The sequence below is a fragment of the Desulfoferula mesophila genome, from assembly GCF_037076455.1.
In the GTDB taxonomy this organism is placed as follows: Bacteria; Desulfobacterota; Desulfarculia; order Desulfarculales; family Desulfarculaceae; genus Desulfoferula; species Desulfoferula mesophila.
The window spans coordinates 1781375-1802249 of the sequence record NZ_AP028679.1; the positions used below are offsets into that span (position 1 = coordinate 1781375).

The window sequence follows — 20875 nt, forward strand, 5'->3', positions numbered from 1 at the left end:
CCATGGCGGTAAGCAAGAAGAAAGACACCGGCAAGACCAAGACTCCAGCCCCGGCCATGGAGCGCATGGAGGTGCGTCTGGCGGGCAGCGGCGGGCAGGGGCTCATCCTGGCCGGACTGGTTTTGGCCGAGGCGGCCGGGCTGCACGATGGCCGTTCCGTGGCCATGGGCCAGAGCTATGGACCGGAGGCCCGGGGAGGAGCGTCCAAGGCCGAGGTCATCGTGGCCGACCAGGATATCGACTATCCCCTGGCCACCAGGGTGGACATCTTCCTGGCCCTGACCCAGGAAGCGGCGGACACCTACTCTTGGGATCTGGAGCCCGGCGGCTGGATCGTGGTGGACAGCGATCTGGTGAGCCATCCGCCCTCCAGCCGGGCGGTGGCCCTGCCTTTCACGGCCACGGCCCGCGACAAGCTGGGCAAGCCCATGGTGGCCAACGTGGTGGCTCTGGGCGCCCTTACCGAGCTCACCGGGGTGGTCAGCCGCAAGGCCCTGGAAAAGGCCCTCTTGGCTAGGGTGCCCAAGGGCACCGAGGCCCTGAATAAAAAGGCCCTGGCCGCCGGGACCAAAATGGCCAAGGATTGGCAGGCCAAAACCCAGGAGGTTAGCCAGGAGCCCACTTCCGAGGACGTTTAGGCGCATTCGGGAGACTCGCGCGCCGGCGCGCGAGTCAGGTGAATTAGACTCAAGCGATGGGAGTCCTATGGGGCTCCCATCGTTGTTTGCCTTCCCGCGATGGGCGGCTCCAGCCAGGGGCCCGGAAGGGTGGGGTGCCAGCCAGTATTTCCCTTCCTGCGGGTAAAATAAAAAACATAATAATTTCAGATTATTTTGGCCGCAGATCCCCCGCGTTGACGATTATCGATACATGTCATGCTTGACACTGATTTCATTCCCATTTACTATCGATTTAACGCTAAACTTGAAGTGGCTGGCAGCTTCCTTGGCATGAAGCCTGGGGGCGTATCGGGGGGATCATGTTAACTTGTAGATTTTACGCCAAAAATAATTAATGAGAAAACAGGCTACAGTCAAGGATATCGCCAAGGCGGCGGGAGTCTCCGTGACCACGGTTTCCCTGGCCCTGCGGGACAAACAGACCAACCGCATTAGCGCCGCCACTCGCCAGAAGGTGATGTCTATCGCCAACGAAATGAATTATCACCCAAATTTGGCCGCCCGCGCCCTGGTGAACAAGCAAAGCAACATCCTGGGCCTATTGATCAAGACCTTGCTGAACCCCTTTTACTCCGAGCTGGCCCAAGACATCATCGACCGGGCCCAGGAGAGCGGCTACCGGGTCATCACTTGCTCGGTGGAAGACGGGGTGGATAAACACCAGGCCGACGTGAGGGAACTGGTTTCTCATGGGGTGGACGGTCTGATTATTTGCGCCGCGCTCCTGGACGACAAGTTCGTCTTTGAGTTGGTGGAAGGCGGCCTGCCGGTGGCCTTGGCCCTGCGTTACGTAAACGAGGAGCTGGGCTCCCCGTCGGCCGATTTCGTGGGCATCGACAACCCCAGGGGCGCCTACCTGGCGGTGGAGCATCTGGTCCGGATGGGACACCGCAAGATCGCCCTGCTCATGGGCCCCAAGAACACCTCCACCGGCCAGGATCGTCTGCAGGGGTCTTTGGTGTGCCTGGAAAACTACGGCATCGAACTTGATCCCCGGCTGGTGGTGGATGGCGATTTCACCCGGCGTTCCGGCTATGAGACCACGCGGGATCTGCTTGGGCAAGAGGTGGAATTTACGGCCGTTTTCGCCTGCAACGACCACATGGCCCTGGGGGTGCTGGACGCCTTGGGAGAGGCGGGATTAACAGTGCCCCAAGACGTGGCCGTGGTGGGCTTCGACGACATCGAAATGGCTGGTTTGCCGGGGGTGGGACTCACTACCGTATCCCAGAAAAAGACGGTCATGGGCAGGGTGGCGGTCGATATCCTGCTCAGCCGGATCAAGATGGAGTCGATGGAAACCGTGCGGCGGGTGGTCCTGGAGCCCAAGCTCATCATCCGCGACACCTGCGGATTCCGGGCCCGGGGAAGCCGTTATGACGCCACCGTATCCTCGCAGGCCAAGACCTGATCTGCCTGCCCCCCAGCTTTGCCATCCGTGTCCGTAAGGTCGTGACCAGGTTGGGTCCGGTCTGAGTCCCGGCGCGGTGCCGGATCGCCATAAAAGCCTTGGTCAGGCTTTTATGGTTGACAAATACACCATAAATTTGCGACAAGAGTAAAACGTTAAACTATACAAGGCTACAGCTGTGGTGGTTGCCGGCCGGATAATCCGGCCGATCCGCGGCACCGGTAACCATCCATGCAGCTACCTTAGACTCGACCTGATGCGACCGGATAGGGGACTGGATCTTTATAAAATGCCATACCAGAGCAACGCCTTTTCCCTCGAAAATAAAGTCAGCTTGGTTACCGGCGGTGGCCGGGGTATTGGCCTGGGCATAGCCGAAGTGCTGGCCGGGGCCGGCTCCGACCTGGTGCTGGTGGCCCGCAGCGAGAGCCAGTTGCAATCCTCCGCCGAGATGCTCCGGGAGCGCTACGGCCGCGAGGTGGAGACCATCAGCGCCGACCTGAGCCAGGTGGGTGACTATGGCGACATAGTCCGGCAGACCGTGGACCGCTTCGGCCGCCTGGACGTGCTCATCAACAACGCCGGCTCCAACATCCGCAAGCCGTTTTTGGAGTTCGAGCCGGAAGATTTCGACAGGGTCATGGCCATCCAGCTGCGCGGCGCCTATTTCATGGCCCAGGCGGCGGCCCGGCAAATGGCCCAGGCCGGCGGCGGCAAGATCATCAACCTGGCCTCACTGACCAGCAAGATCGCGGTGCCCAATATTTCGGCCTACGGCGCGGCCAAGGGGGGCATCCTTTCCTTGACCAAATCCATGGCCGTGGAATTGGCGGCCAACGGCATCAACGTTAACGCGGTGGCTCCCGGTTACGTGCGCACCAGCATGACCGAGGCCGCCTTCACCAACTCCGACACCCAGGACTGGATGCTCTCTCGCATCCCTCTAAAAAGGTTCGGGGCTCCCGAGGACATCGGATATGCGGCCCTGTTCCTGGCTTGCCCGGCCTCCGATTACATAACCGGCGAAGTCATCTTCATCGATGGGGGTTGGATGGCCGCTTGAGGCAGGCCGAATATCTTAATCCAAATTGTTAAATAAGGAACACAAAGTTATGATATCATTTAGTAAGCCAAACGTATACGGATGCATCGGTCCGCGCCAGCTCATGCTGGGCGACGGCTCTGCCGGCCAGTTGCAGCAACTGCTCAAGGGCTGGAACATCAGTGGGGGCGACCTGCTCCTGGTGGCTGACAAGGAAGTGGTCAAGCTGGGTTTGGACCGCAAGGCGGCCGAGCCCCTGGAGGCGGCCGGCTATGGCGTGGCGGTGTTCGACGGCATCGTGGGCGAGCCCACCCTGGAGATCGCCGAGGCATTGATCGATTTCGCCCGCAGCAAGCCCTTCCAGGCGGTTATCGGCATGGGGGGCGGCAGTTCCCTGGACATGTCCAAGCTGGCCGCCGCCATGGCCACCAACCCCGAGAAACTTACCGACCACCTGGGCGCCACCAGCTTTGCCCGGGCCCCGTTGCCCTTAATAAACATACCCACCACCGCGGGAACCGGGGCCGAGGCCACCGCCGTGTCCATGCTCTCGGTGCAGGGGCGCAAGGCCGTGGTGGTCAGCCCTCAGTTGGTGCCCTCGGCGGCCGTGTTGGACGCCGAGCTGACCAAGACCTTGCCCGCCAAGATCACCGCGGCCACGGGCATGGACGCGCTCAGCCACGCCCTGGAAGCCTTCATGTCCATCAACGCCAACCCCTATAGCGACACTCAGGCCACTACCTGCATGTCCATCGTGGCCCGTTGGCTCAAGACCGCCTGTGAGGACGGCTCCAACATGGAGGCGAGGCGGGCTATGATCTACGGGGCTTACGTGGGCGGCTTAGCCCTGAACGCGGGGGTGGTCCTGGGCCATTCGGTGGCCTATACCATTGCCAACCGCAGCCATCTGCCCCACGGCGTGTCCTGCGCCATGGCCTTGCCCTTTACCATCGCCTACAACCTGACCGCCATCCCCGAGCGTATCGCCCAGGCGGCGGAGTTGGTGCTGGACAAGCCGGGGGCCAAGCCCGAGGAGTTGGCGATCTGGGTGGACGAGCTGAACCTGGCCCTGGGGCTGCCCCGCTCCCTGCAGGAGGTGAACATCAGCGCCGAGGACGTGCCGGCCATGATCACCGAGTGCGTGGAACGCTACCCCCGGCCCACCAGCCCGGCTACCATAGACGCCGGTCGGTTGCAAGTGTTATACAAAACTATGGTCACCGGCGATGTCGCCAAGGCCATCGAGTATTACCAAGGGGGTTGATGGCAACCCCTTAATGTTTTGTTTCTAATTCGAGGTAGGGAGGGAAGTTAGCATGAAAAAGCTTTTACTGGTTACCTTGGCGCTGGCGCTCATGATGTCTCTGGCGCCCCTGTCATTTGCCGCCGACAAGGAGATAACTATCGGCGCCCTTTATCCCCGTTCCGGGCCCCTAGCCCTGCTGGGCGAGGAAAGCTGGCGTGGGGCCGAGATAGCCCGCATGGTCCGCAACCAGAACGGTGGCATCAATGGCAAGCAAATCGTGTTCGCCAATGGCGACTGCTCCGACGTGGCCGCCGCCCGCTCAGAAGCGGAGAGGCTTATCGAAAAGGATAAAGTCGGGCTGATCATTGGCTCTTATTCCAGCTCCCGCAGCATGGCTGCCACCGAGGTGGCCGCGCGAAAGGGAATCCCCTACTTTGAGTTGGGGGCCATCGCCAACGCCATCACCGAGCGCGGCTACAAAACGGTGTATCGCACCAACAGCACCGCGGCCATGTTCAGCAAGAGCCAGGTGGACTTCATCGTCGACTATCTCGCTCCGGCTATTGGCAAGAAGCCCAAGGACGTCAAGGTTTCCGTGGCTCACGAGGACTCCGATTACGGCACCTCCGTGGCCGCCAGCTTCAATAAATTGGCCGAAAAGGCCGGTTTGAATGTGGTTTCCATCGAGCCCTACGCCTCCAGCTCCAGCGACTTGTCGCCGGTCATCTTCCGCCTGAAGAAGGCCGATCCCGACGTGATCGTGCTTGTGTCCTACGCCAACGACGCTATCCTGCTGGGTCGTCAGGCTGCTGAGTATAAGCTCAACAAGCCCTTCATCGCCACCGGTGGAGGCCACAGCCTGCAAAGCTTTGCCAAGGCTCTAGGGAAAAATGCCAACGGTATACTTAACGTCGACTTCACCCAGTACGATGTAAACACCAAATTTACTCCGGGTCTTAAGAAGTTCCTGGATCTCTACCGCAAGACCTATAAAGAGGAGCCCCGCTCCGGTCACAGCCTGACCAACTTCATGGGCGCCAATGTGGTCTTTGATATTATCGAAAAGGCCGGAAGTCTTGACGCGGATAAGATTCGCAAAGCCGCCATGGCCGTGGATATCCCCCTTGGCAAGACTGCCAACGGTTGGGGCGTCAAGTTCGACGAGAACGGCCAGAACATACGTGCAGCAGCGTTTGTTTCCCAGTGGCGCGACGGCAAGCTGCTCACTGTGTACCCCTTGGGTGCCGCTGTAACCAAGCCCGTACTTCCCAAGAAGTAGCCAAACTGATTCGTATCGGCGCTCCCTCCTTGGTGGGGGAGCGCCGATAAACAAAAATTCGCCCAGGGCGATAGCCAAAAAGTTTTTCCGGCGGGTGACCCGGCCACTATATTAGGCATGGAAGCATCATCCCCGGTCAGGCGGAGATCAAGACGTCCCTCTGCTGGCGGCGCTAAAAACCGCTCAAGAGGATTCCGCGCCTTTTACGGAGGCGGCCCGGCAAAAAGCGCGCAGAGTTTGCGCGCCGCTGGACCTTCTGGCAACGGGTTGAACCCGGCCTCGGATTCAAGTCAGGCGCCTGAATTCTGGTGTAGCTGCGACAATCGCGGCGGCCGGCATGGGGCCAACGCACAAGCCGAAACCGATTGACGACGCATTTACCGCAAGCCTGGCTCAGGGTTGGTTGCCTTCCACAAAGACCATCTAAAACCAGAGATGGAAGTAGAGTACCTATGGAGTTGATTGTCCAAGTCTGCGTATCGGGTCTCCTTCTCGGTGGGATCTACGCACTTATAAGCATCGGGTTGAACCTGATCTTCGGCGTGGTCCGCATCATCAACTTCGCTCACGGCGAGATGGTCATGGTGGCTATGTACCTGACCTTCTGGCTCAACTATTTTTTCGGCATGGATCCCTACGTGTCGGCGATCATAGTTTTGCCGGTGATGTTCCTGTTCGGCGTCGTGATCCAGCGGATCATTGTTCAGCCGATTCAAAGTTCCTCGGCAAACATGAAGATTTTCGCCACGGTGGCCCTATCTTTGATTTTGCAGAACGTGGCCCTGATCGTTTGCACGGGCAACTTCCGCACGGTGCAGGTTTCCTACGGAATGGGCACCTTCGAGCTGGCCGGCATATTCATCAGCATCCCCAGGCTGGTGGCCTTCTTCGCCGCTCTTGGTTCCATTACACTGCTCTACTATTTCTTGAAAAGCACCTACACGGGCAAGGCCCTTAGGGCCATCGTGGAGGACCCGATCATCGCCCGCCTTATGGGCGTCAAGGTTCAAAAGCTTTACATGTTGGCGTTCGGCATCGGTTGCGCGTTCACGGCCCTGGGCGGCGTGCTGCTCATGCCCTTTAGCTCTGTGTACCCCACGGTGGGCATCCCCTTCACCCTTATCGCCTTTATCGTGGTGGTGCTGGGTGGTTTGGGTAGCATGACCGGGACCTTCCTGGCGGGACTTTTCATCGGCGTGGTCGAAGCGGTGGGCGGCACTTACGTTTCCCCGGCCCTGAAGGAAGCGATTTACTTCGGCATTTTCATCATCGCAATCCTCATCCGGCCCCAGGGAATCTTCGGTAAGGGCGCGGGCTCCGAGGAGGTTGGTTTAAAGTGAGAACTAGCAAGTTTAAAACAGCCGCAATCATCCTTTTGCTGGCTTTGTTGGTGGTGCCCCTGTTCTTCACTTCCACCTTCGTCCTGCACATGTTCACCCTGGTGTTCTTCTACATAGCCTTGACCGCCGCCTGGAACATCCCGGCCTTTGGCGGCAAGTTCTCCCTGGGACACGCCGCATTCTTCGGCCTTGGGGCCTACACCGCCTCCATCCTCTACGTCAAGCTGGGTATATCGCCATTCATCGGCATAGTGGCTGGAACCTTTGTGGCCATGCTGGGCGGCGTGATCTTGACCTTCCCTTTGATCCGGCTCAAGGGCCCCTTCTTCACCCTGGCCTCCATCGCCTTTGCCGAGGTATTGCGTATGGTGGCCGTGGACTGGCGCGCCTTGACCAATGGCTCGGTGGGCATCAATATTCCCTTCAAACCCAGTTGGCTTAACCTGACCTTCACCAGCGGAGCGCCCTTTTACTATATCGCCTTGGGCATGGCCATCCTGGTCATTCTTCTGGCTTGGTGGATTCGCTCCTCTGCCTTGGGTTATCATCTTCGGGCGGCGGCGGCCGACGAAGACGCCGCCCGCGCCCTAGGTATCAACACCGCCAGGGCCCACTTCCTGGGCCTGATGTGGAGCTCGGGGCTCACTGGCATGATCGCCGTGTTCTACGTGTTCTACAACTACGTGCTGGAGCCGGGTACCGCCTTCTCCCTGCCCCTGTTCTCACTGCAGCCGGCCATGAACGGCATCATAGGTGGTATGGGCACGGTCTGGGGGCCGGTGATCGGCGCCATCATCATGACCCCGCTCGGTGAGTTCCTGCGCTTCTATCTGGGTACCATCCAGCAAGGCCTGAACTTCGTGGTTTACGGCCTCATGCTCATCGCGGTGGTCAACTTCGTGCCGGGCGGCATCATCAGCTTGCTGGAGCCCTGGTTCAAGAAGAAGAAAACCGATGAACCCTCTTCCGCGGACAACTAGCCGGCAGTAATGGTGGAAATATGGACAACCTGCTAGTCGTAAAAGACCTGACCAAAAACTTCGGCGGCCTGGCCGCGGTGAGCGAGGTCAGCTTTGAGGTGCGCCGCGGTGAGATATTGGGCCTTATCGGCCCCAACGGCGCCGGCAAAACCACTCTGTTCAATCTTATATCCGGCCTTTTGGCCAGCGACCGGGGCAGCATAACCCTGGAGGGCGAGGAGCTGAGCAAAAAGCCGCCCTACAAGCGCAGCGCCATGGGCGTCGGCCGCACCTTTCAGGTGGTGCGCCCCTTTGACATGACCGTTCTGGAAAACGTCATGGTGCCCATCTTCGCCCATTACAAGACCGCCAAGGAGGCCCGACAAAAGGCCCACGAAATCTTGGAAATGGTGAAGATATCCCACCTGGCCGAGAAGATGCCCGCCAATCTGACCCTGGCCCAGCGCAAGCGCATCGAAGTGGCCCGGGCCTTGGCCACCAAACCCAAGCTTTTGCTCCTGGACGAGGTTCTGGCCGGGCTCAACCCCTCCGAGGTTGCGGAAAACCTGCCCCTGATCCGCCAGGTCCGCGACAGCGGGGTTACAATTCTTTTCATCGAGCACCTGATGGACGCCATGATGGCCATTTCCGAGCGGGTCTTGGTCATGGACCAGGGCGCGCTCATCGCGTGCGGCACGCCTGATGAAGTGACCAGTGACCAGTGCGTCATTACGGCGTATCTGGGCGAGGAGGCGCCAGAGTGTTAAGCATCGAAAAGGTTGATTCCTACTACGGTGATTTCCAGGCGCTAAGGGACGTGAACCTGGAAGTCAACGAAGGGAAGATCGTGGCCCTATTGGGGCCCAATGCGGCCGGTAAGACCACTTTGCTTTCCACCATCAGCGGCATGGTGCCCTACCGCAAAGGCAGCATTACCTTCCAGGGGCAGGACATCAACGCCATGAACCCCGAGGACATCGTGTCCATGGGTGTCGCACTGGTTCCCGAGGGGCGCAGGCTTTTCGGCACCCTGACTGTCCTGGAAAACCTGGAGATGGGTGCCTATGCCAAGCACGCCCGCAAGGATCTTCAAAAAAATCTGGACAGGGTTTACGATCTGTTTCCCATCCTCAAGGAACGCTCCTCCCAGCAGGCGGGGTCGCTTTCCGGCGGGGAGCAGCAAATGTGCGCCATCGCTCGGGGCCTGATGACCGAACCGCGCCTGTTGATGATCGACGAAATGTCCCTGGGCTTGTCGCCAGTGCTGGTCCAGGAGATGTTCCGCATGGTCAGCGAAATCGCCAAAACCGGGGTGACCATCTTCCTGGTGGAGCAGCAGGTGAACCACGCCCTCAAGATAGCCGACGAGGCCTACATCATGGAAAAGGGCACCGTGGTCCTGCACGGACCCAGCTCCGAGATCGCCAACGACGATTACGTCAAGACCGTTTACCTGGGAAAATAGGCGCATCATGAAAGCGTTCGTCAAGCATGGCACCCAGCCGGGGCAAGTGGCGGTAACCGAAGTGTCGCGCCCGGCCCCCGGGCCTGGGGAGGTGCTCATCAAGGTGAGCGGTTGCGGCATCTGCGGCAGCGATCTGCACGCCTTCAACAACGACCCCGGCTACGAGTTCGTCACCCCGCCGGTGATCCTGGGGCACGAGTTCTCCGGCGTGGTGGTGGAAACCGGCCCGGGGGTGGACCCGGGCAAGGTCGGCGACCACGTCACCGCCGTGGCCATCCAAGGCTGTCTGAAATGCCCCACCTGCTTGGCGGGCGGCAGCCACCTTTGCCCGGACCGCCAGGTCATCGGCCTGCATTTCGATGGGGCCATGGCCGGATTCGTGGTGACCAAGGCGGACCAGCTTTTGTCGCTGCCCAGCAACCTCGACCTCAACCTGGCCCCTTTGGTGGAGCCGGTTTCCGTGGCCCTGCACGCCCTCAGGCGCACCGTGATCCGCCCCGGCGACAAGGTGGTGGTCAGCGGGCCCGGTCCCATAGGCCTGCTCTGCGCCGGCCTGGCCAAGCTGCACGGGGCCAGGGTGCTGCTGTTGGGCATGAACCGCGACGCCAAGGTTCGCCTGCCCGCGGCCCAGCGCCTGGGCCTGGAAACGGCCATCGTGGAAGGCGAGTCGCCCGAGGAGTTGGTGCGCTCCACCTTCGGCGAAGGCATGGCCGACCTTTTCATAGAGGCTTCGGGGGCGGCCCCCGCCTTGAAGTCCGGCTTCAACCTGGTGCGCCGGGGCGGGACCATTTTGATCGTGGCCCTGTACAACAGCGAACTGACCTGGTTCCCCAGCCCATCGGTGCGCAACGAACTGAGCATTTTGCTCAGCTATGCCAGCACTCGGCCCGACTATGAGCAGGCCATCAACCTTATGGCCAACCAGGCCATGGATTTTTCGGTTTTGGCGCAGCATTTCCCCTTGGAAAAGGCCGAAGAGGCCTTCCGAGAGGCTCTGGGCGGCCAGTTGCTCAAGCCGGTTCTGGTGGTTTGATGCCAGCCGGGTCGGCCGTTTGAAGCTCTGGCTTCCCCTCGGGCGAATGAACCATGCGAGTAGAGCTTTCCCAGGCCTTTGAAAAAGCGGCCGGCGTCCCGTGCCTGGATATAAGCCTGCCGGGCCCCGTCTCCCTGCGCGAGCTTCTGGAGCTTTTGGCCCGGGAGCGCGCCTTTTTTGCCAAGTACCTTTCCTACCAAGACGACGCCCTGTTGGGCGCCCACCTCAGCGTTTTTTGCGCGGGCAGATTACTTAAACTCGACGACGCCGTGGACGACGGCGACACCGTGAAACTGTTTTTGCCGGTTACCGGCGGATAACTAGGAGCCTGCCATGTCTGGATACCATCACAAGCTTCTCAGGGTCGATTTGAACAACCGCCAAGTAAAGGCGCAGGACCTGGACCCGGAGTTGACCGATAAATTCGTGGGCGGCGCGGGAGTGGCGGCCAAGATCCTTTACGAGGAGACCAAGGCCGACACCGAGCCGCTGAGCCCGGAAAACGTCTTCATCGCCATGACCGGGCCCTTCACAGGCACCAAGGTGCCTTCCTCGGGCCGCCACCACATCGTGGCCCGCTCGCCCCTTACCGGTATTTTCGGCGAGGCCAACGTGGGCGGCTCCTGGGGGGTGATGCTCAAGAAGGCGGGCTACGACGGTGTGGTGGTCACGGGCAAGGCCGACAAGCCGGTGTACGTGGCCATCAGCGAGGACAAGGCCGAGATTCGCGACGCCGCTGAGATCTGGGGCCAGGACGCCGAGGAGTCGGCCAAGTGGCTCAAGGCCCAGACTTCCAAAAAGGCGGCGGCGGCGGTGATCGGCCAGGCGGGCGAGCGCCTGGCGCCCATCGCCGGGGTGCCCCACATCGGCACCCTGACCCGGGCGGCGGCGCGCACCGGCCTGGGGGCGGTTATGGGCTCCAAGAATCTCAAGGCCCTGGTGGCCGTGGGGGACGGCGCCGCGCCGGTGGCCGATCCCGAGGGCCTGGCTGAGAGCGTCAAAAAACTGCTCAAGCACATCACCACCGCCACCGAGACCTTCGGCAAGTACGGCACCGGCGGCGGCGCGGAGAACTACGAGAAGCTGGGCAACTTCCCTTTGAAGAACTGGAAGCAGGGGCGCTGGCCCGGTGTGTCCAAGATCAACGGGGTGGTGCTGCACGACACGGTGCTCACCGGGCGCAAGGGCTGTTGGGGCTGCCCCATCGCCTGCGGCCGGCACATCAAGATCACCGAAGGCCCCTACGCGGGCCTGGAGGGCGCGGGGCCGGAATACGAGACCATGGGCACCATGGGCGGCGAGTGCCTGGTGGAAGACCTGGAGGCCATCTGCAAGGCCAACGACCTGTGCAACCGCTACGGCCTGGACACCATATCCGCCGGGGCTACCATCGCCTTTGCCATGGAGGCCTTTGAAAGGGGTCTGATCACCACCGAGGACACCGGCGGGGTGGAGCTGACCTGGGGCAGCGGCGAGGCCCTGGTGGCCATGGTGGAAAAGATGGGCAAGCGCGAAGGCATCGGCGAGCTGATGAGCCAAGGCTCCAAGGCCATGGCCGAGGCCCTGGGCCGCAACGCCATCGAGTTCGCGGTGCACGTCAAGGGCCTGGAGCCCTCGGCCCACGATCCCCGGCGCTTTTTCAGCCAGGCCTTGTCCTACGGCACCAGCGGCCGGGGGGCCTGCCACAACGCCAGTTGGAGCCATCCCTACGAACTGGCCATGAACATGCCCGAGATCGGCATAGCGGAGCCTCAGGACGCCTATCAGGTGGAGGGCAAGGCGGCCTTTACCGCCACCTTCCAGAACCTGATGTGCGTGCAGGACTGCGCGGTGCTGTGCCGCTTCACCCAGATCGGCAAGGCGGTGACGGTCAACGACGTGGTGGAGTGGATGTCCCTGGTCACCGGCAAAAACTGGGACGTGGACTCGCTCATGAAGGTGGGCGAGCGCACCTTCAACCTCAAACGCCTGTACAACACCCGGGTGGGCGTAAGCCGCAAGGACGACTTCCTGCCGCCGCGCTTCATGACCCTCAACCGCGAGGGCGAGGAACTGACCAACCAACTGCCGCCCATGGGTCGCCTGCTCAGCGACTATTACAAGCATCGCGGCTGGAGCGAGGAGGGGATTCCCACCCCGCAGACCATCAGTGATTTGGGTATCGCCTAGACTTAATTTTTACCCGGTGGCGAGCGGGTCTATACTGTAACCGGCGGTTGAAACCGCCCGTGAAATACAACCTGAACGGTGGGCTTGGCAAGGTCTGAACAATGGATTTCCCCAAGATAGCGATGGTTAAAAACCATATCCCGGCCCCCGAGGCCGTGGATGTGCCCTTTGAGGTCCGTCGGGGCCTGGATGCCCTCAACCTCACGAACAAGGTAAAGCCCGGTGCGCGGGTGGCCATCACCGCGGGCAGCCGGGGTGTCACCGACATGCGGGCGGCCATCGCGACGGTGGTGGACTACCTCAAGGGCCTGGGGGCCGAGCCCTTCGTGGCCCCGGCCATGGGCAGCCACGGCGGGGCCACCGACCAGGGCCAGGCCGACATGCTCACGCACCTGGGCATCACCCAGGAAACGGTGGGCGCTCCCATAAAGTCTTCCATGGCCACCGAGGTCATCGGAGAAACCAGCTACGGTCAGCCGGTGGTCATCGGCCGCGATTTTGTCAAGGCCGACCACGTGGTGGTGGTCAACCGGGTCAAGCCCCACACCAGCTTCCGGGGCGTGGTGGAAAGCGGCCTGTGCAAGATGCTCACCATCGGCATGGGCAAGCACGCCGGGGCCAAGCTGGCCCACTCCCAGTTTTACGCCCACGGTTTCGAGCAGGTGGTGCGCGAGATCGCCGGCGTGGTGATGGACAAAGTTGCGGTACTCTGCGGGGTGGCCCTGGTGGAGGACTACCGCGAGCAGACCGCCCACCTGGCGGTGTGCGGCCCCCGTGAATTCATGAAGACCGATTCGGAAATGTTGCAAAAGGCCCGCCGGCTCATGGGCATGGTGCCGTTTAAAAACGTGGACCTGCTCATCGTGGACGAGATGGGCAAAAACATCAGCGGCAGCGGCATGGATTCCAACGTGACCGGCCGGGTGATGAACCAGGCGACCCCCGAACCCACCGAGCGCCAGTTCAAGCGCATCTTCGTGCGTGACCTGACGCCGGAGAGCGAGGGCAACGCCCTGGGGGTGGGCACCGCCGAATTCACCACCCGCCGCTTGGTGGAAAAGATCGACCTGCACAAGACGCGGGTGAACTGCCTGACCGCTTCGGTGCCGGAAAAGGGGCGCATCCCCTTTGCCTACGATCACGACCGCGAGGCCATCAGCGACGCCCTGAGCACCGTGGGCATCGAGGACGGCAGCCAGTCCAGGGTGGTGTGGATCAAGAACACTCTGGAGTTGGGCCAGATGCTGGTGTCCCAGGCCCTACTGGCGGAAGCCGCGGACATGGAAAACGTCGAGGTGGTGGGAGAGGTCCAGGACATGCCCTTTGACGAGCAGGGCGACCTGCCGGTGGGACTGTTCACCCGCTAGGCCGGCGATTAAAGAGTGTGGGCTCGCGGGCCGGGGCTTGTCCCCGGCCCGATTCATTTTGCGGGCGGCGTCTTGAGAGCCTATGTGTTTAATGTCGTACAACTATATAAATTTACAATAAAATTGATGGGCCGTGAGGTGGAGTGCACACGGGCGGAGCGATACTCTCTCGCGCCCACAAACGGGCCCTGATCACTTGGCCGTAACAAAACGATGCCTATTTTTAAAATTAGAAATATTTAAAAATTTTCATTTAAAACCCGGCGCCAAGGTCTCACAATAATAGAGCAGGCCATTACCCCCAGGCCGAAACCGCAGGGCCCTATACGGCGGTGCCTGGGGATTTCCTTGCAGAGCCGAGGTCGGACCGCGCCAGTCGGTATCGTTGCTTCGGCTAAATAATTGAGGTTTTAAGGACCGTGCAACGTATGTCTATCAAAAGAAATTTCGCCTGTCCAAAATATGACTTCTGCCTCAGCGAGGCGGTGAGTCAAAAAGAAAGCGATTTCGATTGTCAGGGCTGCCCTTGGCAAAAAAAGGTGCGCCCCGATTGGTCCGAAATCCAGGAGAGGGATTCGCACCGCGTCATGTCCTTGTTCGCGGCCATTTGCCGCAACCGCATTCGGCCCAGCTCCGAGCCCTTGACGGAAAAGGAATTGGCTTTTTTATGGGAAGAAGCCGACGGGTCGGATCAGGCCAGCGCCGGCGGAGAAAGGGAATAGCCTTGCCGCTCAGCCGGCCGCGGCCGGCATCTCTGGCGTTTGCCGCCACCAAAAGCTAAAAATCATCGCCCATTGATTACCGCGGGATTGGCGCCCGGCGCGCCGCGTTGCGGGGCTGCGCCGTTTTTTTACGGATAATCCTTTGCCGTGGGAGGGGCCTGGTGCGCCTTGCGGCAAAGCCCGGATAACTGGGGGTGAAAATCAAGGGCAAAGGGTGTTAAGCTAACGACAGCCAAAAAATCAGACCAACAGTCAGCAGGGAGGCGGCGCAAGCTATGCAGGGCGGTTTTGCGTTCAAAGCGGGTGGCCGACATGTCCGGTAAAAGTGTCCCCCAAAATTTGGCGCTATCCAACCCAGGCAAAATACTATTTCCCAAGTCGGGATTTACCAAGGCGAATCTGGCGGATTACTACCAACAGGCCTCGCCGATCATTCTGCCCCATCTCAAAGACCGCCCCTTGATGATCCAGCGCTTTCCCGAGGGCATCAACTCAGAGGGGTTTTATCAAAAAGAAGTTGTCGGTCACTTTCCCGCCTGGATTTCCAGGGTACGTCTCAAGAAAAAAGAGGGCGGCTACATTGAGCAGGCCATGGCCAACAACCGTTCCACCTTGCTTTATATAGCCGACCTGGCCGGCATCACCCTGCATCCCTGGTTGAGCCGGGCCGATCGCCCCGACCTGCCGGATCGGGTGCTTTTTGATCTGGACCCCGCCGGGGACCGGGGAGACTTTCCCCTGGTTATCCGCACCGCGGGCATGTTGCGCACTCTGCTGGGGCGCATAGGTTTGCGGCCCTATGTCATGACCACCGGCTCGCGGGGGTTGCATGTGGCGGCCCCGCTTTTGCGCAAGGAAAGCTTCGAGCAGGTTCGCGCCTTTGCCCTGGAGGTGGCCCAGCGCCTGGTTGGGGAACACCCTGACGTCTTGACCACCGAGCAGCGCATCGCCAAGCGGGGAGGCAGGCTGTATTTGGACGTGACCCGCAACGGCTACGGCCAAACTTCGGTGGCGCCCTACGCGGTGCGGGCCCTTCCCGGCGCGCCGGTGGCCACTCCCTTGGAGTGGAGCGAGCTTACCGCCTCCGGCCTGGGGCCCCAGAGCTTCAACCTGGGCAACATTCTCACTCGCTTGGATCAACAACCCGACCCCTGGCAGGGCATGGGGCGCCACGGCCGTTCCCTAGCCCAGGCCCGCCGCAACCTGCAAAACCTCGCTGATTAAGCCGAGCCCCGTCCCCTTGATCACGCCCTTACCATGGGCCGTGACCCCGGCGGTTTGATCCCAGCCGCCACATAGGCTACATTTTCAGGTGCGGCATGGGGGACCGCCGAGGGATGACGCGGCGGGATTTACCGGAGCCTTCAATCGTGCAGAAGCGTCGGTGGTGCGCAGCGCCCGTCGCCAGGAAAGGTACAGCTTGTCAAAACAGTCTGAGCAGCCCAGCGTGGTGAGCCGCCAACCCAGCCTGCGGGTGGAGGAAAACCGGGCCCGCGTGGACGGCGACGAGTTGGCCGTGGAGGCCCCCTGCGAGATCCGTCTGGGAGGCCGTTCCTACGTGCTGCTCATGGCCACCCCCGCCGATCTGCGCCACCTGGCCCTGGGCTTTTGCCTCACCGAGGGCCTCGTGGCCTCCACCCGGGAAGTGCTGGACATCAGCCTGGGCGGCGACGAGCTGCCCGGAGTGGGGCCCGTGTATTGGGCCGACGTGTCCCTGCCGCCGGAGCTGGCCCGCCGGGCCCGCGCCAGGCGCGCCGCCCCGGCGGCCACCTCCTGCGGGCTGTGCGGCCTGGAGTCTTTCCGCGACCTGGGCGGGGGCATCGTCCCGGTTCGCTCGGCCCTGACCGTGGAGTTGGAGAACATCCAAAAGCTGTTCAAGGCCATGGAGGAAGGGCAGGGCATCTACCGCCGCACCGGCGCGGCCCATGCCGTGGCCCTGGGTAACGCCCAGGGAGAGCTCTTGCACCTGGCCGAGGACGTGGGCCGCCACAACGCCATGGACAAGGTCTTGGGCATGGCCATGAGCGAGGGCCGCGATTTGAGCGAGTGCGTGTGCGCCGTGTCCGGGCGCATCAGCCTGGAGATGGCCCTCAAGGCGGCCCGGGCCGGGCTGCCCATGGTTAGCTCGGTTTCCGCCGCCACCTCCCTGGGCCGCAAGATATGCGAGCAGTCCGGGGTCACCCTGCTGGGCTTCGTGCGCCAGGGGAGGGCCACGATTTACTGCCACCCCCAGCGGGTGCTAAACCAGGGAGAGCCCTTGCCCGGCCTCTAGGCTCGGTTCCGGGCGGGAACCGCGCCGAGTTAACTTACCTGTGCGCCTAAAAGATGGGAACGAATGCATGAGCGTATTGCCTGAGCAGATTTGCGGCATGCCCCGGGAAGACTATTTAATAAGGCTGGAGGAGTTCCACGGCCACATCTCGCCCGGCACGGTGATGGGCGGCTTTTTGGTGGACGCGGCCTGGAAGACCCTGGGCGACACCCCCTACATGAACGTGGTGGTGGAGACGGTGGTTTGCCTGCCCGACGCAGTGCAGGCCCTGACTCCCTGCACTCTGGGCAACGGTTTCTTGCAGGTGTTGGATTGGGGCAAGTTCGCCCTGACCATCTATGACCGCGTGACCCTGCAAGGGGCCAGGGCCTGGGTCAGCGCCGAGGGCATCGAGGAGTTCCCCCTGGTGGCCGACTGGTACCTGCGCCGCGCCGAGGGCAAAAAGGTGGAAAAGATCGAGGTGGTCAAACAGATCATGGCCGGCGGCCACGGCCTGGTGCGTTCCCAGGTGGTGACCATGAAGGCGCCGCTCAAGGAAACGGAGCACGTGCCCACCACGGCTTGCCCCTCGTGCGGGGAATACCACCCCAGTCGCCAGGGCGGTGTGTGTCCGGCCTGCGCGGGCCAGGCCTATTACTCTTAGTTAGCCTTCCCAGGCGATGGTGCCCATGGGGCTTACGTCATAGCCTCCCAGGGCGTCGACCTGCCGGCGGAATTCGGGGCTGGCCAACACCTGGCGCAGGGCAACCACCCGGTGGTCGTCCCAGTACTCCTGGGGAATGCACAGGTCGTAGCGTTCTTCCATCACTGGGATGAACTCCAGCCCCAGGGCCTTGGCCGCAGCCAGGATGCCCAGGCCTACGTCGGCCCCTCCGGCCAGCACCTGCACGGCCACGGCCATGTGGGTGTATTCCTCCTGGTCGTAGCCGCGGATATTGGCCGGGTCCAGGCCCATCTTTTTCAGCTCATAGTCCAGCAATACCCTGGTGCCGCTGCCCGCCTGGCGGTTGACCAGCACCACGTCCTCGCGGCCCAGGTCGGCCAGGGCGGTGATGCCCTTGGGGTTGCCCGGCTTGACCAGCAACCCTTGCTGACGCATGGCCAGGGTGACCAGACGCACCGGCACGCCCTTTAAGTAGCGCTGAAGATAACTGACGTTGTACTCGCCGGTCTCCGGGTCCAGCAGGTGGGTTCCCCCCAAATGGCAACGGCCGCCCTTGATGGCCATGATGCCGGCCAGCGAGCCCAGGTGCGATGAACTGAGGTGCAGCCTGGGGTCCAGGCGCTTGAGGTGGTCGCCCAACAGGTCCAGGGTCACGTCGTGGCTGCCCACCACCACCAGGGTGTTTTCCAAGCGGTCGCGGGGTCCCAAAAGCTCGGCCTCGGCGGGTACGCCTTCCTCCAGGCCCTCGCTGTCCGCCGGGATGCGCAGCAGGCCGTCGGCCCGGGTCAGGGAGGTGATGGCTCCGGCCCCGCGCTTGAGCGGCGTGGCCACCACCTGCTCGCCCACCCGGCCCAGGTGCACCCGCAAAAACTCCTCGCGCCCCAGCTTGCTGGGCAGGCGCCGGGCGGGCACCGCCTGCACGGTTTCGCGTTGCGGCGCGGCCTGGCCCTGCATGGCCGCCAGGGCCGGGGCGATGAACTGGTCGAAACACACCCAGGACGACACCGGATAACCGGGGCTGCCCACCACCGCCTTGCCCTGGGCCCGCCCCAGGATGGAGGGCTTGCCGGGAATCACCGTGATGCCGTGCACCAGCACCTCGCCCAGATCGGCAATGACGTGAGCGCTGTAATCCTTGCTGCCCGCCGAGGCCCCGGCGTTGAGCATCACCATGTGGGCGTCCGTGGCCAGGGCCCCCTCCACCGCCGCCTTGATGGCCTCAAAATCGTCGGTGACCTTGTCCAGGACCACGGGCTCGCCGCCGGCCTGGGCCACCAGGCTCGCCAAGAACAGGCTGTTGGTCTCCATGATGGCCCCGGGGCCGGGCTGTTTTTCCCGGGCTTCGCGCCAGTCCACCAACTCGAAGCCGGTGGGAATGATGGCTACCTTGGGCCGCCGCAGCACTTCCACCTCGAAGACCCCGCTGGTGAGCAGGGCGGCCACGTCGGCCGGGCCCAGGCGGTGGTGGTGACCGAACATCAGCTCCTGACTGACGATGTCCTCGCCCACCCGGCGCACATGCTGCCAGGGAAAGGCGGCGGCGCGTATCTCGGCCAGGCCCTCGCCGGGTTGGTGCACCTGCTCCACCATGATCACCGCGTTGCATCCGGCGGGCAGGGGGTTGCCGGTGTTGACCCAAAAGGCCTGGCGCTCCAGCTCCAGGGTCAGGGGGTGCTCCTGGGTGGCCCCGTAGGTGTCCTGGGCGTTTACCGCTATGCCGTCCATGGCCGCCGCGTGGTAGGAGGGCGAGGAGTAGCGGGCCAGCACCACCTTGGCGGTGACCCGGCCCAAGGCCTCGCTGGTGGGGATGGTTTCGCTTCCCGCCAAGGCGATCCAGTCCAAGCAGGACAGGAACTTTTCGCGCGCTTGGTCCAGGGGCATCATTTTTAGATAGACGTTGCGCTTCATTTTGCTTCCGCTAATTGGGGAAAAGCAGGACTTCCACCTCTTCGGAGGCGTCCAGTCCCTCGCAGTCCTTGGGAACCCGCACCAGGCCCTGGCCCTGGATCAAGGTGGTCAACAGGCCCGACTTGCCGAACAGGGGCGAGGCCAGCCAGTGGCCGTTCTCCTGGCGCAGGGCCACCCGCAGATATTCCTCCCGGCCCGGCGCCGAGGGGATGTTGCGCACAAGCACCGCGGGCACCCGGGCGAAGCGGGCAAAGGGCAGGGCGGGGCGGCCTTGCAAGCGCTCCAGGATGGGCTCCACCAAGAGGTAAAAGGCCACCAGGCACGAGGCCACCTGGCCGGGCAGCCCCAACAGGTGGCCCGAGGGGGTGCGCACCCAGAGAAAGGGCTTGCCCGGGCTCACCGCCACGCCGTGCACCAAAAGCTCGGCACCGGGGAAGGAGAGGAACACCTCGCTGGTGAAGTCGCGCACCCCCACCGAGGAGCCGCCCGAGAGCAGGGTGAGGTCGCAGCCATCCAGGGAACGGGCCGTGGCCTCCCGCAGGGCCCCTGCGTTGTCCGGCACCAGGCCCAGGGGCAGGGGCTCGCCCCCGGCCCGCGCGACCACCGCGGCCAGGGAATGGGTGTTCACGTCGCGCACCTGGCCCGGCGTTGGGGAGGAGCCCACCGGCACCACCTCGTCGCCGGTGGAGATGATGCCCACCTTGGGGCGGCGCGACACCATTATTTTTTCCTGCCCCAAGGCGGCCAACAGGCCCACGTCCTGGGGGCGCAGGCGCTGCCCCAGAGGCAAGAGTTCCTGGCCCTGGGCCGCGTCGTCGGTGGGCCCCAGGGTGTTGCCTCCCGGCGCCACCGAGGCGGCCACCTCCACGGTAGTTTCGTCCAACAGGCGGGTGTGCTCCACCATGACCACCGCGTCGGCTCCGGCGGGCAGCATGCCTCCGGTGCCGATACGGGCGCACTGGCCGGGGCCCAGGCTGAAATCCGGGGCCCGCCCCATGCGCACCTCGCCGACGATGTCCAGAAAGCCCGGCGCGGTCTCTCCCGCGCCAAAGGTGTCCCTGGCTCGCACCGCGTAGCCGTCCATGGTGGCCCTGGTGAAGCCGGGCAGATCAGCGGGCGCGGTCAGGGGGCGGGCCAATACCCGGCCCAAGGCCTGCTCCAGGGGCACCTCCTCGGCGGGCAGGGGGGGCAGCTCCTGGGCCAAGGCGTGTACCGCGTCCACGTCCTGCACTTGAAAAAAGGCTTTCATCCGGGGCGACCTCGTGGGTAAAAAGGTGTAGGTAATATATGTAAGGTCTGATACATGCCAATAATGACC

At 62.6% G+C, this 20875-nt stretch carries 19 protein-coding genes; 17 read left to right on the top strand and 2 right to left on the bottom strand.

Translation table 11 applies throughout. The annotated features are described in order from the left end of the window. Positions 1–2: 2 nt before the first annotated feature. From AACH32_RS07915 to AACH32_RS07995, 17 genes are all read left to right on the top strand, one after another. Positions 3–638, top strand: a complete 636-nt coding sequence (locus AACH32_RS07915) for a 2-oxoacid:acceptor oxidoreductase family protein (protein WP_338606244.1) — start codon at positions 3–5, stop codon at positions 636–638. A gap of 376 nt (positions 639–1014) precedes the next feature. Beyond that, complete coding sequence (locus tag AACH32_RS07920) at positions 1015–2091, top strand: LacI family DNA-binding transcriptional regulator (protein ID WP_338606245.1); 1077 nt, start codon at positions 1015–1017, stop codon at positions 2089–2091. A gap of 289 nt (positions 2092–2380) precedes the next feature. Continuing rightward, the gene (locus AACH32_RS07925; RefSeq protein ID WP_338606246.1) at positions 2381–3154 is read left to right on the top strand and encodes an SDR family NAD(P)-dependent oxidoreductase; all 774 of its coding nucleotides are present in this window, start codon (positions 2381–2383) and stop codon (positions 3152–3154) included. Between the two features lie 49 nt (positions 3155–3203). After that, complete coding sequence (locus AACH32_RS07930; RefSeq protein WP_338606247.1) at positions 3204–4397, top strand: iron-containing alcohol dehydrogenase; 1194 nt, start codon at positions 3204–3206, stop codon at positions 4395–4397. 52 nt (positions 4398–4449) lie between these two features. Then, positions 4450–5658: an ABC transporter substrate-binding protein gene (locus AACH32_RS07935; protein WP_338606248.1), complete on the top strand. Its 1209-nt coding sequence runs from the start codon at positions 4450–4452 to the stop codon at positions 5656–5658. Positions 5659–6110: 452 nt separating this feature from the next. Continuing rightward, positions 6111–6998 (top strand): branched-chain amino acid ABC transporter permease, encoded by an 888-nt coding sequence (locus AACH32_RS07940; protein ID WP_338606249.1) that lies wholly within the window; start codon positions 6111–6113, stop codon positions 6996–6998. After that, the gene (locus AACH32_RS07945; protein ID WP_338606250.1) at positions 6995–7978 is read left to right on the top strand and encodes a branched-chain amino acid ABC transporter permease; all 984 of its coding nucleotides are present in this window, start codon (positions 6995–6997) and stop codon (positions 7976–7978) included. The genes AACH32_RS07940 and AACH32_RS07945 overlap by 4 nt, the downstream gene beginning before the upstream one ends. Before the next feature lie 20 nt (positions 7979–7998). Further along, positions 7999–8724 carry an ABC transporter ATP-binding protein gene (locus AACH32_RS07950; protein WP_338606251.1) on the top strand — a complete coding sequence of 242 codons (726 nt, stop codon included), beginning with the start codon at positions 7999–8001 and terminating at the stop codon, positions 8722–8724. Further along, positions 8718–9422, top strand: coding sequence for an ABC transporter ATP-binding protein (locus AACH32_RS07955; RefSeq protein ID WP_338606252.1), 705 nt, complete (start codon positions 8718–8720; stop codon positions 9420–9422). Before AACH32_RS07950 ends, AACH32_RS07955 begins: the two co-directional genes overlap by 7 nt. Positions 9423–9429: 7 nt before the next feature. Further along, positions 9430–10455, top strand: coding sequence for a zinc-dependent alcohol dehydrogenase (locus AACH32_RS07960; RefSeq protein WP_338606253.1), 1026 nt, complete (start codon positions 9430–9432; stop codon positions 10453–10455). A 53-nt stretch (positions 10456–10508) separates the two neighbouring features. Beyond that, positions 10509–10775 carry a MoaD/ThiS family protein gene (locus AACH32_RS07965; RefSeq protein WP_338606254.1) on the top strand — a complete coding sequence of 89 codons (267 nt, stop codon included), beginning with the start codon at positions 10509–10511 and terminating at the stop codon, positions 10773–10775. A gap of 13 nt (positions 10776–10788) precedes the next feature. Next, positions 10789–12624, top strand: coding sequence for an aldehyde ferredoxin oxidoreductase family protein (locus AACH32_RS07970; protein ID WP_338606255.1), 1836 nt, complete (start codon positions 10789–10791; stop codon positions 12622–12624). A 122-nt stretch (positions 12625–12746) separates the two neighbouring features. Next, positions 12747–13991, top strand: a complete 1245-nt coding sequence (locus AACH32_RS07975; RefSeq protein ID WP_338606256.1) for a lactate racemase domain-containing protein — start codon at positions 12747–12749, stop codon at positions 13989–13991. Between the two features lie 428 nt (positions 13992–14419). Then, entirely contained in the window at positions 14420–14713 is a 294-nt protein-coding gene (locus tag AACH32_RS07980; RefSeq protein WP_338606257.1) for a hypothetical protein, read from the top strand. Between the two features lie 312 nt (positions 14714–15025). After that, positions 15026–15937, top strand: coding sequence for a non-homologous end-joining DNA ligase (gene ligD / locus AACH32_RS07985; protein WP_338606258.1), 912 nt, complete (start codon positions 15026–15028; stop codon positions 15935–15937). A 196-nt stretch (positions 15938–16133) separates the two neighbouring features. Beyond that, positions 16134–16985: a formate dehydrogenase accessory sulfurtransferase FdhD gene (gene fdhD, locus AACH32_RS07990; protein ID WP_338606259.1), complete on the top strand. Its 852-nt coding sequence runs from the start codon at positions 16134–16136 to the stop codon at positions 16983–16985. A 67-nt stretch (positions 16986–17052) separates the two neighbouring features. Continuing rightward, entirely contained in the window at positions 17053–17628 is a 576-nt protein-coding gene (locus AACH32_RS07995; RefSeq protein WP_338606260.1) for an FmdE family protein, read from the top strand. Here the strand turns inward: AACH32_RS07995 and AACH32_RS08000 are convergent, their stop codons facing one another. Both AACH32_RS08000 and AACH32_RS08005 read right to left on the bottom strand, forming a co-directional pair. Beyond that, positions 17629–19557, bottom strand: a complete 1929-nt coding sequence (locus tag AACH32_RS08000; RefSeq protein WP_338606261.1) for a molybdopterin biosynthesis protein — start codon at positions 19555–19557, stop codon at positions 17629–17631. A 10-nt stretch (positions 19558–19567) separates the two neighbouring features. Beyond that, complete coding sequence (locus AACH32_RS08005; protein ID WP_338606262.1) at positions 19568–20806, bottom strand: molybdopterin molybdotransferase MoeA; 1239 nt, start codon at positions 20804–20806, stop codon at positions 19568–19570. Positions 20807–20875: the final 69 nt, after the last annotated feature.

What these genes read in the sequence shown, in the direction of transcription:
- AACH32_RS07960 (WP_338606253.1), top strand. Translation starts at nt 9,430, where the DNA reads ATGAAAGCGTTCGTCAAGCATGGCACCCAGCCGGGGCAAGTGGCGGTA.
- AACH32_RS07935 (WP_338606248.1), top strand. Translation starts at nt 4,450, where the DNA reads ATGAAAAAGCTTTTACTGGTTACCTTGGCGCTGGCGCTCATGATGTCT.
- AACH32_RS07950 (WP_338606251.1), top strand. Translation starts at nt 7,999, where the DNA reads ATGGACAACCTGCTAGTCGTAAAAGACCTGACCAAAAACTTCGGCGGC.
- AACH32_RS07925 (WP_338606246.1), top strand. Translation starts at nt 2,381, where the DNA reads ATGCCATACCAGAGCAACGCCTTTTCCCTCGAAAATAAAGTCAGCTTG.
- AACH32_RS07920 (WP_338606245.1), top strand. Translation starts at nt 1,015, where the DNA reads ATGAGAAAACAGGCTACAGTCAAGGATATCGCCAAGGCGGCGGGAGTC.
- AACH32_RS07965 (WP_338606254.1), top strand. Translation starts at nt 10,509, where the DNA reads ATGCGAGTAGAGCTTTCCCAGGCCTTTGAAAAAGCGGCCGGCGTCCCG.
- AACH32_RS07915 (WP_338606244.1), top strand. Translation starts at nt 3, where the DNA reads ATGGCGGTAAGCAAGAAGAAAGACACCGGCAAGACCAAGACTCCAGCC.
- AACH32_RS07940 (WP_338606249.1), top strand. Translation starts at nt 6,111, where the DNA reads ATGGAGTTGATTGTCCAAGTCTGCGTATCGGGTCTCCTTCTCGGTGGG.
- AACH32_RS07995 (WP_338606260.1), top strand. Translation starts at nt 17,053, where the DNA reads ATGAGCGTATTGCCTGAGCAGATTTGCGGCATGCCCCGGGAAGACTAT.
- AACH32_RS07930 (WP_338606247.1), top strand. Translation starts at nt 3,204, where the DNA reads ATGATATCATTTAGTAAGCCAAACGTATACGGATGCATCGGTCCGCGC.
- AACH32_RS07980 (WP_338606257.1), top strand. Translation starts at nt 14,420, where the DNA reads ATGTCTATCAAAAGAAATTTCGCCTGTCCAAAATATGACTTCTGCCTC.
- AACH32_RS08005 (WP_338606262.1), bottom strand. Translation starts at nt 20,806, where the DNA reads ATGAAAGCCTTTTTTCAAGTGCAGGACGTGGACGCGGTACACGCCTTG.
- ligD (WP_338606258.1), top strand. Translation starts at nt 15,026, where the DNA reads ATGTCCGGTAAAAGTGTCCCCCAAAATTTGGCGCTATCCAACCCAGGC.
- AACH32_RS08000 (WP_338606261.1), bottom strand. Translation starts at nt 19,557, where the DNA reads ATGAAGCGCAACGTCTATCTAAAAATGATGCCCCTGGACCAAGCGCGC.
- AACH32_RS07970 (WP_338606255.1), top strand. Translation starts at nt 10,789, where the DNA reads ATGTCTGGATACCATCACAAGCTTCTCAGGGTCGATTTGAACAACCGC.
- AACH32_RS07975 (WP_338606256.1), top strand. Translation starts at nt 12,747, where the DNA reads ATGGTTAAAAACCATATCCCGGCCCCCGAGGCCGTGGATGTGCCCTTT.